Here is a 14,218-nt window from a genome sequence, read left to right as displayed (position 1 = left end):
ATCGACTTCCGTCCTCAAGTTACGCCCGAGATCGCTCCGTTACGAGACCGTCACGCCACGATTACCAGGAGCCGTTGGGGGGATGTCCCGCCTTGCGCCGAGACCTCACGATGAGAGCGTGCGACGCTGGCTGGCAGTGATGGGTGGACTCGGACTGGCCGTATCCGTGCTGGTCGCGGCCCCGGGCCCGGCATCCGGCGGGGGCCGGGTGATCAAGCGGCTGGCGTACGCCCCGGCCGAGCCCGTCGGCAGCAAGGGCCACCTGCTCGACCTCTATCTGCCCCGCCGCACCGCCCACCCGGCCCCGCTGGTCATCTGGTCGCACGGCTCGGGCTGGCTGGCCGAGAACGGCCGCGACGGCGCCGACGTGGTCGCGGCCCGGCTCAACCCGCACGGCTACGCGGTGGCCGGGGTGGCGATCCGCTCCAGCGACCACGCCCAGTTCCCCGGCCAGCTCAACGACATCAAGTCGGCGATCCGCTTCCTGCGGACGAACGCGGCCCGCTTCGGCCTCGACCCGGCCCGCATCGCCGTGATGGGCGAGTCGTCCGGTGGCTGGACGGCCGCGATGGCTGCGGTCACGCCGGGTGAACGGGTGCAGGCGGCGGTCGCCTTCTATCCGCCGACCGAGTTCCTGAGCATGGACTCCCAGATGCTCGAGCCGGGCCGCCCGCTGACCCACAACGACCCCCACTCCCCCGAGTCGTTGCTGCTCGGCGCCCCGATCGAGCAGCGTCCCGACCTGGTCGAGAAGGCCAGCCCCATCCCGTACGCCGCCACGACGTCCCCGCCGATGCTGATCCTGCACGGGCAGCGGGACATCCTGGTCCCCTGGCAGCAGAGCGTGCTGCTGCACGAGGCCGCCCCGACCTCGACGCTGGTCCTGCTGCCGGAGGGCGGCCACGGCCAGTGGAACGACTTCCTGACCAGGCCGGCCACGAACGCGGGCGCCTACGTCTATCCCGACCGCCCGGTCGCCCTCTCCTGGGACTACGTGATCAGCTTCCTCGACCGTGCCCTGGCCGGGCCCGGGAACTGACGCCTACTCGGCAGCGGCCGCGACGGCCTCGGTCGAGAGCGCGGTGACCTGGTTCCAGTCGCCTGCGGCGAGCAGGCCGCGGGCGACCATCCAGCTGCCGCTGACTGTCGGCACGGCGGGGACGGCCAGGTAGTCGCGCAGGTTCTTCGGGCCGACCCCGCCGGACGGGACGAACCGCACGCCCGGGAACGGTGCCGACAGGGCCTCGATGTAGGCCGGACCGCCGAGCAGACCGGCCGGGAACAGCTTGACCTCGTCCAGGCCGAGAGCGACGGCCGCCATCACCTCGGAGGCGGTGGCCACGCCGGGCAGGATGTCGACGCCGTGCTCACGGGCCCGCTCGATCACCGCGGCCGAAAAGCCGGGGCAGACGATGAACTCGGCGCCGGCCTCGACGACCTGATCGACGTGCGCGGGGGTGAGCACCGAGCCCGCCCCCACCCGCATGCCCGCGACGGCCCGCGCGCGGCGGATCCCCTCGAGCCCCGCCGCGGTCCGCAGCGTGATCTCGATGCGGTCGATGCCGCCGGCCAGCAGGGCCTCGCTCAGCGGGACGGCCTGCCCCGGCTCGTCCAGCACCACCACGGGCAAAATCGGGCTACTCACAGAAACACCATTCCCCACGGTCTCCTCGAATCGCTGACGCGGGCACCATCACCGGACCACCTCGGCCGGCGTCCCGGCCGGCCGGAGCAGCTCGTGGGCGTAGGGCAGGCCCTCCCAATCGCCCGGGACGGTCACGACCTGACCGCCGGCCGCGTTGCCGGTCGCGAGGCGCTCCGAGACGGACGCGCCGGCGCACAGGGCGGCCAGATAACCGGCCACGAAGGCGTCGCCCGCCCCTACCGGGTCGACGACTACCCGCGGTGAGGCCGCGGCCCGCACGACGTCGCTGCCGGTCCGTGCCAGCGATCCCACCGCACCGAGCTTGATGACCACGGTCGCGGGGCTGAGCGCCGACGCCAGCGACTCCCCGGCCGCCCACGAGTCGAGTTCGTCGGGACGGTCGAGCAGCATGGCCGCCTCGGACACCCCGGCGAACAGCAGGTCGACCGAGGGCAGCAGCGACACCAGAACGGCGCGCGCGTCGGCGTCGGCCCACAGCGTCCGCCGGTGGTTGACGTCGAGCGACACCAGCGTCCCGGTCGCCCGCGCCACCCCGATCGCGTGGCGCATCGCGTCGAGCGGCCCGGGCCCGAGGGCCGGGGTGATGCCGGTCAGGTGCAGGACGTCGGCGGCCTCGATCGCCGCGACCGACACGTCGGCCGTGGTCATCCGCGACGCGGCGCTGCCGGCCCGGTAGTAGCGCACCCGGGTCGGCGTGCCGTCGCGGTGCTCCTTGAGCATCAGGCCGGTCGGCGCGCCGGGGTCGGTGGCGGCCAGCACGGTCACGCCTTCGGCACGGATCTCCCGCCGCACGAACACGCCGAGTGCGTCGTCGCCGAGCCGGCTCATCCACGTCACCGGCACGCCGAGCCGGGCCAGCCCGATCGCCACGTTCGACTCGGCGCCGCCCAGCCCGACCGGCACCGGTTCCCGGATCAGCCCGGACGCCGGCACCGCCAGCAGCGCCATCGTCTCGCCCAGAGTGACCACGCCGCCGGTCACGCGTCGCCGATCCGCAGCATCACCTTGCCGCCGCCCTGGGCCGCGCGGGCGAGTGCCGCCGGGGCCTCGGCCAGCGGATAGGTGGCCGAGATCAGCGGCTCGAGGTCAAGACCTTCCCCCAGCGCCCGTACGGCGTCAGTGATCTCGTCGGCGAACCGGTAGGACCCGATCCACGTGATCTCGCGGGTCACCAGGTCACCCAGGATCGCCGGGGTGGCCGAGCCGGGCAGGTTGCCGACCTGCACGAGCGTGCCGCCGCGGGCGGTCGCCCGCAGCACCGCGCCCAGCGCAGCGGGAACACCCGACGCCTCGAACACGAGCTCGGCGTCGGCGGGCAGAGCATCGCCCGCACGCAGGTTGAGTCCCTTGTCGGCGCCGAGCGCCTGGGCCATCGCGAGCGGAGCGCCGGCCACGTCGGCGACGGTCACGGTGGCCGCTCCGGCGAGCCGCAGCGCCGCCACGACCAGACAGCCGATCGGGCCGGCCCCGTTGACCAGCACGTCGCGGCCCTCGACGCGGCCGGCCCGGGACACCGCGTGCATGGCGACGGCCAGAGGCTCGGCCAGGGCGCCGTGCCGGGTCGAGACGCCGGACGGGAGCGGCCGCAACTGGTCGGCCCGGACCACGACCTCTTCGGCGAACCCGCCGTCGGTGTGCGGGTCGAACGCGGCCGACCCGAGATAGCGGACCTGGGTGTTGAGGTTGTCGCGCCCGTGCAGGCGTACGGGAAGCTCGCCGATCGGGGTCGAGGGGTGAACCGCGACCGCCGTGCCGACCAGGTCGGACGAAACACCCGCGCCGACCGAGGCGACCCGGCCGGCTATCTCATGGCCGAGGATCAGCGGGTGCTTGAGGGTGGCCGTGCCCGAGGCGGCGTGGGCGTAGTAGGAGACGTCCGAGCCGCAGATGCCGCCCCACTCCACGGCTACCCGCACCTCGCCCGGCTGCACCGGCGGGGAGTCGAGCTCGTCGACGCGTACGTCGCAAGCCCCATGAACCACGACTGCCTTCATCGTGCGTCCTCCAATGCGACGAGGTCGCGGCCGCGCGTCTCGGGGGCCAGGATCGCCGAGACCAGGGTGATCGCGGAGTAGATGATGAGCATGGCGGCGATCGGCCACCAGTGACCGGTCCACGCCGTGAGCGCGGCCGCCGTGACCGGGCCGATCGCGGTGGCCAGGATGCCGCCGATCTCCTTGGCCAGGGCGAGCTGGGTGAAGCGGTTGCGCGCCCCGAACAGCTCGGCCATGGTGACGCTCTCGAGCGAGAAGAGGCCGAGGACGCCGACGTTGAGGCCGAGGATCATGCCGGCCATGATGCCCGCCGTGGTGCCACCGGTGATGAGCAGCATCATCGGGACGGCGAAGATCATCGTGAGGATGGACAGGCCGATGTAGACCGGGCGGCGGCCGACGCGGTCACCGAGCAGGCCGATCAGTGGCACGGTGGCAAAGCCGAGCAGCGAGCCCCAGACGATCGAGGTGGTCGGCACGCTCTTGCTGACCGCGAGGTCGGTCGCGATGTAGCCGACGAGGAACGTCTGAACGAGACCGGAGTTGCCCGCCTGACCGAACCGCAGGCCCAGGGCCAGGAAGAACGCCCGGCCCTTGCGCTCGTGGACGGCGACCTGCAGTTTGTCTGCCGGTGCCGACTCGCGCTGCTCGAAGACCGGGCTCTCCTTGAGGTTGCGGCGCATCCACACGGCGAAGATCATCAGGAGGAAGCTGAGCAGGAACGGCAGCCGCCAGCCCCAGCTGAGCAGCTGCTCGTCGGAGAGCGTGGCGACCAGGATGGCCCACAGGCCGGAGGCGGCCAGCGTGCCCGAGTTGGTGCCGAGCGAGACCAGCGAGGCGATCAGGCCGCGCTTCTTGGGCGGGGCGTACTCGGCGAGCATCACGGTGGCGCCGGCGATCTCGGCGCCCGCCCCGAAGCCCTGGATCAGGCGCAGCAGCACCAGCAGCATCGGCGCGAGGATGCCGATGGCCTGATAGGTCGGCAGCACGCCGATCAGCGTGGTCGAGGCGCCCATCATCGTGATGGTGATGAACAGGACGCGCTTGCGGCCGATCCGGTCGCCCATGCGGCCGAAGTAGACGGCACCGGCCAGGCGGGCCACGTATCCGACGCCGTAGGTGGCCATGGCCGCGATCAGGCCGATGGCCGGGCTGACGTCGGGGAAGAAGATGCGGTTGAAGACGATGGCGGCGGCCAGCGAGTACAGCTGGAAGTCCATGAACTCCATGGCCGTGCCGAGCCAGCCGGACACGGCGGCGCGGGTGAGGTCGCGGGTCGAGCGCTGAACGGGGGTGGCCCGCTCGGAGGTGTCGGTCATGTGGCACTCCGTGGTCGGAGAGAGAACGGTCAGACTTCGATGCGCCCGTCGAGGACGGCGGGCAGCCGCTCCGCGACGGAGCGTACGAGCTCCGGGCGGTCGGCGAGGTCGGAAGCGCCAACCAGCCTCAGTTGGGCGGCGACCAGTTCGGGGGCGGTGCGGTGCTCGGCCCAGTTCCGGGCCAGCCGGTCGGCGAGGGGGTCGAGGGCATCCCCGGTCTGTGCGACCCAGCCGGCCAGGGCCAGTTCGAGGATCGGGCTGCGGGTGGAGCGCAGGACGCCGAACCAGCGCTCGGGCAGCTTGCCCGAGCCGTCGGAGGAGATCTGGCGCAGTGAGTGCCGGATCGCCGGGTTCTCGAAGCGGGTCACCAGGTCGTCGGCGTACTGCGCCGGGTTGGGACCGAAGGTGGGCAGGGTCGGGGCGACCTCGTCGGCGAGCTGCCGGACGAGTTTCGGGCCCCAGTCGGTGGCCATGGTGTCGGCCACGGTCTCGAGCCCGGCGGCCCGGCCCAGGTAGGCCAGGGCCGAGTGCGAGCCGTTGAGCAGGCGCAGCTTGGTGAGCTGGTAGGGCGTCACGTCGGGCACGATGAGCGCGCCGTCGAGCTCCCAGCGGGGCCGGTCGGCGGCGAACGCGTCTTCGAGCACCCACAGGCGGTAGGGCTCGGCCGCCACCGGCACCTCGTCGCGGAACGGCAGCACGGCCGACGCCGCCTCGACGTCGCCCGGGGCCAGAGCGGGCACGATCCGGTCGACGACGGTCGAGGGCCACGCGACGCTCTCGTCGAGCCAGCTCAGGAACGCGTCGCCCGCCTTGGCCAGCGCGGCGAACTCGCGGACCACCCCGGCCAGGACGGCGCCGTTGGCTGCCATGTTGTCGCACGAGATGACGGTCAGCGGGGCGCCGCCGGTCAGGTGCCGCACGGTCAGGCCGCGGACCAGGGCGCCGATCACGGTGTGGGCGGTGCCGGCCACGAGGTCGGCCGCGATCTCGGGGGCGGCCGTGTCGAGGTGGCCGTCCGGCGTACGGAAATAGCCCTTCTCGGTGATCGTCAGCGTGACGACCGTGGTGCCCGGCGCGGCGACCAGCTCCTGCACGCGATCGGCGTCGTCGCCCAGGTGCAGCGCCTCGGCCAGCGCGTCGCACACCCGCACGACCGGCGCGCCGGGCCCGCGGGTGGTGACCGAGTAGAGGCAGTCCTGCGCGCGCAGCTTGGCCACGGTCGCGCGGGAGCTCGGGGCGACGCCGGCGATGCCCCAGTCGCCGACCGCCTGGGTGTAGACGGCCTGGTGGGCGCGGTGGAAGTTTCCGAGCCCGAAGTGCACGATGCGCGGCTGCCTGGTCATGGCGGTCACCAGTCGTGCACGGAGCCGTCGAGGCGCCGCGCCACGGGGAGGTACCTGGGCTCGTAGGGGAAGCGGGCCGCCACCTCGTCGTCGTAGGTGATGCCGAGGCCGGGCTCGTCGGAGGGGAACAGCATGCCGTTCTCGAGGCGGGGCGTGCCGCGGAAGACCTCGTACGTCTCCGGGGTGTGGCCCATGTGTTCCTGGATGCCGAAGTTGGGCACCGAGATGTCGACCGCCACGGCCGCGGCCGTGGTGACCGGGGACAGGTCGGTGGCGCCGTGCGAGCCGGTGCGCACCTGATAGAGCGCGGCCAGGTCGAAGATGCGCCGCAGGTGCGTGATGCCGCCCGCGTGCACGACGGTGGTGCGGACGTAGTCGATGAGCTGCTCGGTGATCAGCTGCTGCACGTCCCAGATCGAGTTCAGCACCTCACCGGTGGCGATCGGGGTGGTCGTGTGCTGCCGGATGAGCCGGAACGCCTCCTGGTTCTCGGCCGGCGTCGGATCCTCCATCCAGAACAGGCGCAGCTCCTCGACGCTCTTGCCGAACCGGGCGGCCTCGATCGGGGTGAGCCGGTGGTGCACGTCGTGCAGCAGGTGGAAGCCGAACCCGAACTTGTCGCGCACCTTGGCCAGATAGCCGGGCGCGAAGCCGAGATAGGCCTCGGTGCTCCACGCCTGCTCGTCGGGGAGGTTGGTCGCCGCGGGCTCGTAGAAGGCGCCCTTGCGCACCCCGTAGCTGCCGCTCAGCCCGGGCACGGCGGCCTGGGCGCGGATCGCTTGGAAACCCTTTTCCTGGTACGCCGCCACGTCGTCGAGCAGCTCGTCGACGCTCGCGCCGCTGGCGTGGCAGTAGACCAGCACCCCGTCGCGCGAGCGCCCGCCGAGCAGCTCGTAGACCGGCAGGCCGGCCACCTTGCCCTTGATGTCCCACAGGGCGACGTCGACGGCGGCGATCGCGGTCATGGTGACCGGGCCGCGCCGCCAGTAGGCGCCCTTGTAGAGGTACTGCCAGGTGTCCTCGATGCGGGCCGGGTCGCGGCCGATCAGCAGCGGGGCCAGGTGATCCTGCAGATAGGAGGCCACGGCCAGCTCGCGCCCGTTGAGCGTGGCGTCGCCGAGGCCGGTCACGCCGTCGGAGGTGGTGATCCGCAACGTCACGAAGTTGCGCCCGGGCGACGTCACCAGAACCTCGACGCGTTCGATCGTTGCCATCGGATCACTCCTCCGTTACGGCCGGATGACTTGTGTGCGTGTGCTTGTATACAAGTACCGGTCGCTCAGGATGTCAAGGCCCTATGCTTGGTCACCGTGGCTGGGACGAACAGGCAGACCGTGTACGCGACGCTGCGGCGCAAGGTGCTCACGATGGAGCTGGCGCCGGGAGCGCCCGTGAGCGAGAACGAGCTGGCCGCGGCGCTGGGCGTCTCGCGCACCCCCGTACGGGAAAGTCTGATCCTGCTGGCCGAGGAGGGACTGGTTCAGGTCTTTCCCAAGGTCGGCTCGTTCGTGTCCCGGGTCGATCCGGTGCGCGTGGCCGACGCCCAGTTCATCCGGGAGGCGGTCGAGCTGACCGCGCTCGACGATCTGCCCTCCGTGCTCGACGCCGACGTCCTGGCGGCACTGCATGCGAACCTGGATCAGCAGGACCGGGCGGGCATCGGGCTCGAGGAGTTCTTCGCGCTCGACGAGGAGTTCCACCACGGGTTGCTGCAGCTCAGCGGGCACGGGGCGGCGTGGGCCACGGTCAGCGCGGCCAAGGGTCACCTCGACCGGGCGCGCCGGTTGGGTCTGGGCGAGGCGTCGCCGCCGGCGGTCAACGCGGGGCAGCACCGGGCAATCCTCGACGCCATCGTGGGCGGTGACGTGGCCGCGGCCCGAGCGGCGATGCGCACCCATCTACGGGCCGTGTTCGACGATGTCGAGCGGATTCGGGCGCAGTCACCTTCGTTGTTCGCTTCGAACGACGGCTCCACGCCCGTACGGCGAAATGTCGTGACCTGGGACTGACCGCCTAGATGCTTCCGCCGGCGGCCGCAATGATCTCGCGGACCCGCTGTTTGGCCAGCTCGCAATACTCGACGGCGCCGCGGCGGGCGGCCTCCAGGTCGCGGGCGGCGACGCCGTCGATCAGGTGGCGCTGGGCCTCGACGAACTTCTGCGATGTCTCCGGTGTCACGCCGAACGAGCGGGTCATCACGTTCTTGATCCCCAGGCGCCCGAACGTGGCCGTCAGCAACGGATTCCGGGCCAGCGACACCAGGTACTCGTGCAGCGCGTAGTTCGCGTCCAGGTAGCCGTGGAAGTCGACGAACCGCTCCCCCACCAGCAGCGCGGCCATCGCGTCGAAGCGGCGGCGCAGCTCGGCGATCTCGTCGTCCGTCGTGGCGCCGATGATGATCGACAGCACGCCGAGCTCGATGGCATGCCGCGCGTCGAACGTCTCGTCCGAGGTCCGCACGTCGAGCGGCGCGATCACGTAACCGCGGTCGGCGTCGCGGCGCACCAGGGCGTCCGACGACAGGCGGGTCAGGGCGTAGAACGCGGCTGCCTGGTCGACGCCGAGCCGCTCGGCCAGATCCTCCAGCGGCAGCGTCTCGTCGGCGGCGTAGGCCCGGCTGAGCACGAGTTCACGCGCCCGCCCGTACACCTCGTCGTCGCGGGCGAAGGCGAACCGGCCTAATCCCCCCCGGAAGTAGGTCAGCGGCTGCCCGTTGCCGGCCGTGGCCGACCGCACCCGGCCCAGGAAGATCGTGTGCGTGCCACCGGTGACACGCTCGGCCACCTCGCACTCGATGTGGGCCAGGGCGTCGCTCAGCAGCGGCAGGCCGAGCGTGCCCGGGTGCACGGCGACGCCCCGGAACTTGTCCGTGCTGGGGCTCGCGAACTGCCGGGCCAGTTCGCCCTGGCCGTCGCCGAGCACGTTGACGGCGTACCGGCCCGAACTCGTCACCGCCCCGGCCGTCGGCACCGAGTTGTTGAGGCAGGCCAGCATCATCGGCGGGTCGGCCGACAGCGAGGTCACCGAGCTCGCCGTCATGCCGTACCGGATGTCACCGGTGTCAGTGGTGATGACGGTGACGCCGCTGGCGAGGTGGCCGACGACGTGCCGGAAATGCGCTGCGTCCATGCGTTCATGCAATCCGGCCCCGGCCGCGCGCGGAGTGGCCGGGAGCGTCATCGTCGCCGCCAACGGTGACGCTCGCCGTCACTGCTCCGGAGAACAGGTCCGGCTTGACTCAAGGGGTGATCAACGTAGCCGTGGTGGGCCTCGGATGGTGGGGCCGGAAGATCGTCGCCGACCTCGCCTCGAGCACGGAGATCCGGCCGGTGCTCGGCGTCGACCCGTCCGCCGCGGCGCGCGCCGGCACCGGCCTCCGCACCGTGTCCACCTTCGAGGAAGCCCTGGCCGACGACGAGGTCGAGGCCGTCGTTCTCTGTACGCCGCACGCCCGCCACGCCGAGCAGATCGTCGCCGCCGCCACGGCCGGCCGGCACGTGTTCTGCGAGAAGCCGCTCACCACGACCGGTGCCGAGGCCCGCGCCGCCGTGGCCGCCGTGGAGAAGGCGGGCGTGCAGCTCGGCATCGGCCACGAACGGCGTTTCGAGCCGGCCGTCCAGCTGCTGCGCGACATGTGCGGCCACGGCGACCTCGGCCTCCCGCTGGTGTTCGAGGGCAACTTCAGCCAGGACAAGTTCCTCGCGCTGCCGCCGGACAACTGGCGGCTCTCCGCGACCGACGCGCCGGTCGGGCCGCTCTCGGCCACCGGGATCCACCTGGTCGACCTGGCCATCGCCGTGTTCGGGCGGCCGGTCGAGGTGTGGGCCCGGCTCGGCACCCACGCGACGAACTTCGCCAACGGTGACACCCTCACCGTCACCCTGGGTTTCGAGGGCGGTCGGACCGCACTACTCACGGCCATCCTGACCACGCCGTTCGCGGGCCGGGTGACCGTGCTCGGCTCGCAGGGCTGGATGGAGATCCGCGACCGCAACCACCCCGAGTCGCCGCGCGGCTGGGACGTCACGACGGTCTTCCGGGGTGGCGAGCCGTCGACCGAGTTCTATCCGCCCCATCCGTCCGTACGGGCGAATCTCGAGGCTTTCGCCGCGGCGGCCGAGAAGCGGGCCGACTACCCGGTCTCCTACGACGAGATGCTGGCCAACGCCGACACCTTCGAGGCGATCACCCGCTCGGCCCGCAGCGGGCGCGTCGAGCCGGTCAGTGGTGGCGCCGGCGGTGGTTCCTGAGCACGTCGAGCCCGAAGTCGTTGGCCGGGTCCCGCCACACCGAGTGAGCGTGGTTGACGTTGCGCTGCGTGTTGTCCCACTCGATCAGCAGCCGCGGCCCCTGCACCCGGTAGTAATGCGGCTCCCCCGGTTCGATCGAGCCGGCCCACGCGAAATGCAGACCCGTTTCCCCGTACGCGGGAATCGCCTCCGCAGGCACACGACCGAAGTAGGTGCCGAGCAACGCCCGGAGCAGCTCTCTCGGCTCGGCCCCGAGCTCGCCGGCGGCGATCCCCTTCGGCGCGACGGTGTATTCCAGCGCCCGGTGGTCGTCCTCGTCGTAGCCGGCCGCCGCGTCGATCCGGTCGCTCGACGCCTGCAGCTTGGCCCACTCGGCGCGATCGGCGAACTCACCGCGCCAGATCCCGGCCAGCGGAACGACCCGGTCGCCCTCACTGATCGCGGGCCGGTTGGCCGTGACGATGTCGGACGGCGCCTTGGCCCGTAGGATCGCCTGCCCCCGCTCGGCCGCGGTGAGCGAACGCACCAGTTCGCGGCCCAGGTCCTCGACCCGGCCCAGCGGCCGGTTGACCGCCCCGCCGAGCAGCTCGGAGGCGGCCGGGTCGGCGCCGAAGAAACACGGTGTGGTCGACACCAGCTCGCCGTCGACGATCAGGTTGTTCAGCGACACGTGGTGGCCGCCGAACCGCCAGCCCCAGACACCGGTGTCACCGGGCTCGCCGAAGACCCGCAGGTAGTACAGGCCCGGGTCACGGCCGCGTTCCCGGTCGAAGCGTGAGGTGAAGTCGCCCGTGTGGTCGAGGATGTTCTCCAGCCCGATGATGGTGGCCACCGTGTTGTAGCCGGCCCGCGACAGACCCGACGCGACCAGCTGCATGGCCGCCTGCTGCTGCGCCGGCCCCTGCTGGTGGAAGGTCAGGCCACCGTGGTCGGTCGGCGTGTAGAACCACCGCCGGCGGTCCTCGTCGGCCGTCCCGGGGCGCGCGGCGACCGCCCGCTGCTCGTCGTTCAGCCGCTCGAGCCAGGCCCGAGCCGCTTCGGCCATCCGCGCGGCAACCATGCTCACCAACTTAGCCGTATGGTGAGCGGGTACCGCACGGTAGCGGGTCGTCCCCGGCATTCCTCGTGTCTCCGTGTGGAAGGTCTTTGCCATGATCCGTCCGTTCGCGCGGAGTGACCGCGAACAGGTCACCTCCCTGGTCAACGCCCACATCGCCGCCGTCGTGCCCGGGGTCTCGGCCTCCGTGCAGACGCTGCTGAGCCAGCTCGAACGCGAGCCCGGCGAGTTCATCGTCGACCGCTGGGTGCGCGAGCGCGTCACCCTGGTCGCCGAGCAGAACGGCCGGATCGTCGCCGCCGCGCACCTGCTGCGCTACACCGACGACGATGACACCGGTGACCACTACCGCAACGCCGGCGAGATCCGGTGGCTGGTGTGCTGGCCGGACGCGCCGTTCTGGCCCGGCTCGACGAAGGCCGGGGACGAGCTCGCCGTCGCGTGCCACGCCCAGCTGCAGCGGTGGGGAGTCGGGCGCCGATACGCCGACGGCAATCTGCCCGCTCCGGCCGTCTACGGGGTGCCCGAGCAATGGCCGCACATCCGCGACCTCTACTCGCGGATCGGGTTCCGGGCTTCCGACCGTACGGAAACAGTGTTTGTGGCCCGGGTCCCGGACCTGCCCCGGCCCGCCGGACCCTGGGCGGTGCGCCGCACACTCGGGGTGAACGGAACGCGATTCGCCACTGACGTCGGCTACATCGAGGTGGACACCAACCTCGACACCGGCCCGCGCATGTCGCGGGTGGGCGCGTGGGCCGACGTCGGCAACCTGTGGGTCGAGCCGGAGCACCGCCGCCGGGGCGTCGGGACCTGGCTGCTCGGGCAGGCGGCGACGTGGCTCGAACTGGGCGGGGTCGCGCGGCTGCTCGACTACGCGTCGTCCGACGAAGACCCGTCCTACGCGGCCTTCCTGACCGCCGCCGGGTTCAGCGAGCTGACCCGCACCGTGCGCTACTCGGCCGACGCATGACGAAAGAATGACGTCATGCCCGTGCTGACGACCGACCGCCTGACGCTGCGCGAGTGGCGGGACGACGACCTCGACATGCTCGCCGCCCTGAACGCCGACCCCGAGGTGATGCGCTACATCCGTGACGGTTCCGTGCTGACCCGCGAGGAGAGTGCCGAACGCCTGCAGAAGATGATGCGGGACTGGTCGGAGAACGGGTTCGGCCTGTTTCCGGTCGAGGTGCGGGCGACCGGCGAGCTGATCGGGTGGGCCGGGCTGGCCGTGCCGCTGTTCCTGCCGCAGGTGCTGCCCGCGGTCGAGATCGGCTGGCGGCTCTCGCGCGACGCGTGGGGTCACGGCTACGCCACCGAGGCGGCCGCGGCGGCGCTGGAGTTCGCCTTCGACGAGGTCGGGCTCGACCGGCTGATCAGCATCCGGCACGTCGACAACCACCGGTCGGCCCGGGTGATGGAGAAGCTGGGCCTGACGCCTTCGTTCACCACCACCGCCCCCGACGGCGGCCGGCCCCTGGTCGTCCACGCCCGGAGCAACGATTCACCCGTGCTCGACCACCTGACCGGCACGAGCCGCCCCGCGTCGCCGCCGGGCCGATCGGCGGACTGAGAATCGTGGCTCGCACCGATACGCTCCACGCATGACTGACGGCGCTGGGCAGCGAGTCCTCGATCTCCTGGACAAGGCGATCGGCCTCCAGACGCCACTGGTGCGCAAGAACATCACCCGGGCGCGTCGGCGGAACCCGGAGGCGACACCGGAACAGGTCATCCGCAACCTGGAGAAGATGTACGTCAGCGCGCTGACCGGCACGGGTGCCGCGGTGGGCGGAACCGCGGCCGCGCCCGGTGTCGGCACCGCCGTCGCGGTGGCACTGTCGGCCGGCGAGTTCCTCGGGTCGCTCGAGCTGAGCGCCCTCTTCGCGCTGTCGGTGGCCGAGGTGCACGGCGTCAACATCGACGATCTCGAGCGCCGGCGGACGATCGTCATGGGCATCATGCTGGGCGGCAGCGGATCCGCCACGATCGGCAAGGTGGCCGAGCGGACCGGCCAGCACTGGGGCCGTCAGGTGGTGGCCAAGGTGCCGGCCGCGACGCTGAAGCAGATCAACAAGGTGCTCGGCAAACACTTCATCACGAAGTACGGCACCAAGCAGGGCATCATCGTGCTCGGGCGGGTGGCCCCGTTCGGCATCGGCGCCGTGATCGGTGGGGGCGCCAACGCCGCCCTGGCTGTGCTGGCGGTGAAGGCCAGCCGTCGCGCTTTCGGCCCGGCCCCCGAGAAGTGGACCATCGCCGGGGAGCTGGCGAGCTAGGACGCTTGCCGCACGGGCACGTCGGCCACCCAGACGTCGGCCAGCTCGCTCAGCGGGATGTCGAGGGCCCGGCTCAGCCCGACCACGGTGCCGAACGCGGGAGCGGGCAGGCGGCCGGCCTCGATCTTGCGCAGCGTCTCGGGTGAGATGCCGGCCGCCACCGCCACCTCGACCAGGCTGCGACCGGCGCGGGCGACCCGCAGCGCGGCCCCGAGGCGCTGGCCCGCGGCGATCTGTTCGGGGGTCAGTGGTTGGCGAACCATGCCAGCACATTACCCCTGCCGGGACCGGTGGCGCCGGGTGCGTG

General features: G+C 71.9%; 15 protein-coding genes. 6 read left to right on the top strand and 9 right to left on the bottom strand.

Features of this window, described 5'->3' with window-relative positions; genetic code table 11:
* Positions 1–118 precede the first annotated feature (118 nt).
* On the top strand, positions 119–1,039 hold the full coding sequence (locus tag KOI35_RS11315; protein ID WP_215786309.1) for an alpha/beta hydrolase: 921 nt from the start codon (positions 119–121) through the stop codon (positions 1,037–1,039).
* A 3-nt stretch (positions 1,040–1,042) separates the two neighbouring features.
* Here KOI35_RS11315 and KOI35_RS11310 read toward each other — a convergent pair whose 3' ends face one another.
* From KOI35_RS11310 to manD, 6 genes are read right to left on the bottom strand one after another with little or no spacing between them, the layout of a single operon-like run.
* Positions 1,043–1,645: a bifunctional 4-hydroxy-2-oxoglutarate aldolase/2-dehydro-3-deoxy-phosphogluconate aldolase gene (locus tag KOI35_RS11310; RefSeq protein WP_308120904.1), complete on the bottom strand. Its 603-nt coding sequence runs from the start codon at positions 1,643–1,645 to the stop codon at positions 1,043–1,045.
* A gap of 48 nt (positions 1,646–1,693) precedes the next feature.
* Complete coding sequence (locus KOI35_RS11305) at positions 1,694–2,647, bottom strand: sugar kinase (RefSeq protein ID WP_308120903.1); 954 nt, start codon at positions 2,645–2,647, stop codon at positions 1,694–1,696.
* Positions 2,644–3,660: an L-idonate 5-dehydrogenase gene (locus KOI35_RS11300; protein ID WP_215786305.1), complete on the bottom strand. Its 1,017-nt coding sequence runs from the start codon at positions 3,658–3,660 to the stop codon at positions 2,644–2,646. Before KOI35_RS11300 ends, KOI35_RS11305 begins: the two co-directional genes overlap by 4 nt.
* Positions 3,657–4,979, bottom strand: coding sequence for an MFS transporter (locus KOI35_RS11295; RefSeq protein ID WP_215786303.1), 1,323 nt, complete (start codon positions 4,977–4,979; stop codon positions 3,657–3,659). Before KOI35_RS11295 ends, KOI35_RS11300 begins: the two co-directional genes overlap by 4 nt.
* Positions 4,980–5,008: 29 nt before the next feature.
* Positions 5,009–6,322, bottom strand: a complete 1,314-nt coding sequence (locus tag KOI35_RS11290; protein ID WP_215786301.1) for a mannitol dehydrogenase family protein — start codon at positions 6,320–6,322, stop codon at positions 5,009–5,011.
* Between the two features lie 5 nt (positions 6,323–6,327).
* Positions 6,328–7,536, bottom strand: coding sequence for a D-mannonate dehydratase ManD (gene manD / locus KOI35_RS11285; RefSeq protein ID WP_215786299.1), 1,209 nt, complete (start codon positions 7,534–7,536; stop codon positions 6,328–6,330).
* 96 nt (positions 7,537–7,632) lie between these two features.
* Here manD and KOI35_RS11280 point away from each other — a divergent pair, with 96 nt between their 5' ends.
* On the top strand, positions 7,633–8,331 hold the full coding sequence (locus KOI35_RS11280) for a GntR family transcriptional regulator (protein ID WP_215786298.1): 699 nt from the start codon (positions 7,633–7,635) through the stop codon (positions 8,329–8,331).
* A gap of 4 nt (positions 8,332–8,335) precedes the next feature.
* On the opposite strand, the gene KOI35_RS11275 is transcribed toward KOI35_RS11280, so the two are convergent.
* The gene (locus tag KOI35_RS11275) at positions 8,336–9,451 is read right to left on the bottom strand and encodes a flavin reductase (protein WP_215786296.1); all 1,116 of its coding nucleotides are present in this window, start codon (positions 9,449–9,451) and stop codon (positions 8,336–8,338) included.
* A gap of 116 nt (positions 9,452–9,567) precedes the next feature.
* Between KOI35_RS11275 and KOI35_RS11270 the strand changes: the two genes are divergently transcribed.
* Positions 9,568–10,572 (top strand): Gfo/Idh/MocA family protein, encoded by a 1,005-nt coding sequence (locus tag KOI35_RS11270; protein WP_215786294.1) that lies wholly within the window; start codon positions 9,568–9,570, stop codon positions 10,570–10,572.
* On the opposite strand, the gene KOI35_RS11265 is transcribed toward KOI35_RS11270, so the two are convergent.
* On the bottom strand, positions 10,544–11,632 hold the full coding sequence (locus KOI35_RS11265; RefSeq protein ID WP_215786292.1) for a DUF3500 domain-containing protein: 1,089 nt from the start codon (positions 11,630–11,632) through the stop codon (positions 10,544–10,546). The two genes, KOI35_RS11270 and KOI35_RS11265, sit on opposite strands and share 29 nt — an antisense overlap.
* A 91-nt stretch (positions 11,633–11,723) precedes the next feature.
* Here KOI35_RS11265 and KOI35_RS11260 point away from each other — a divergent pair, with 91 nt between their 5' ends.
* The 3 genes from KOI35_RS11260 to KOI35_RS11250 are packed head-to-tail and all read left to right on the top strand — an operon-like array spanning position 11,724 to position 13,911.
* Positions 11,724–12,602, top strand: a complete 879-nt coding sequence (locus tag KOI35_RS11260; RefSeq protein ID WP_215786290.1) for a GNAT family N-acetyltransferase — start codon at positions 11,724–11,726, stop codon at positions 12,600–12,602.
* A 15-nt stretch (positions 12,603–12,617) separates the two neighbouring features.
* The gene (locus KOI35_RS11255; RefSeq protein ID WP_215786288.1) at positions 12,618–13,205 is read left to right on the top strand and encodes a GNAT family N-acetyltransferase; all 588 of its coding nucleotides are present in this window, start codon (positions 12,618–12,620) and stop codon (positions 13,203–13,205) included.
* A gap of 31 nt (positions 13,206–13,236) precedes the next feature.
* Positions 13,237–13,911: a hypothetical protein gene (locus KOI35_RS11250; RefSeq protein WP_215786286.1), complete on the top strand. Its 675-nt coding sequence runs from the start codon at positions 13,237–13,239 to the stop codon at positions 13,909–13,911.
* Here KOI35_RS11250 and KOI35_RS11245 read toward each other — a convergent pair.
* Positions 13,908–14,174, bottom strand: coding sequence for a helix-turn-helix domain-containing protein (locus tag KOI35_RS11245; RefSeq protein WP_215786284.1), 267 nt, complete (start codon positions 14,172–14,174; stop codon positions 13,908–13,910). The two genes, KOI35_RS11250 and KOI35_RS11245, sit on opposite strands and share 4 nt — an antisense overlap.
* Between the last annotated feature and the right edge of the window lie 44 nt (positions 14,175–14,218).

The organism is Paractinoplanes bogorensis, from assembly GCF_018829635.1.
GTDB lineage: Bacteria > Actinomycetota > Actinomycetes > Mycobacteriales > Micromonosporaceae > Actinoplanes > Actinoplanes bogorensis.
Note: the sequence above shows the minus strand (reverse complement) of the source record. Positions and strands in the feature narration are given on the sequence as shown.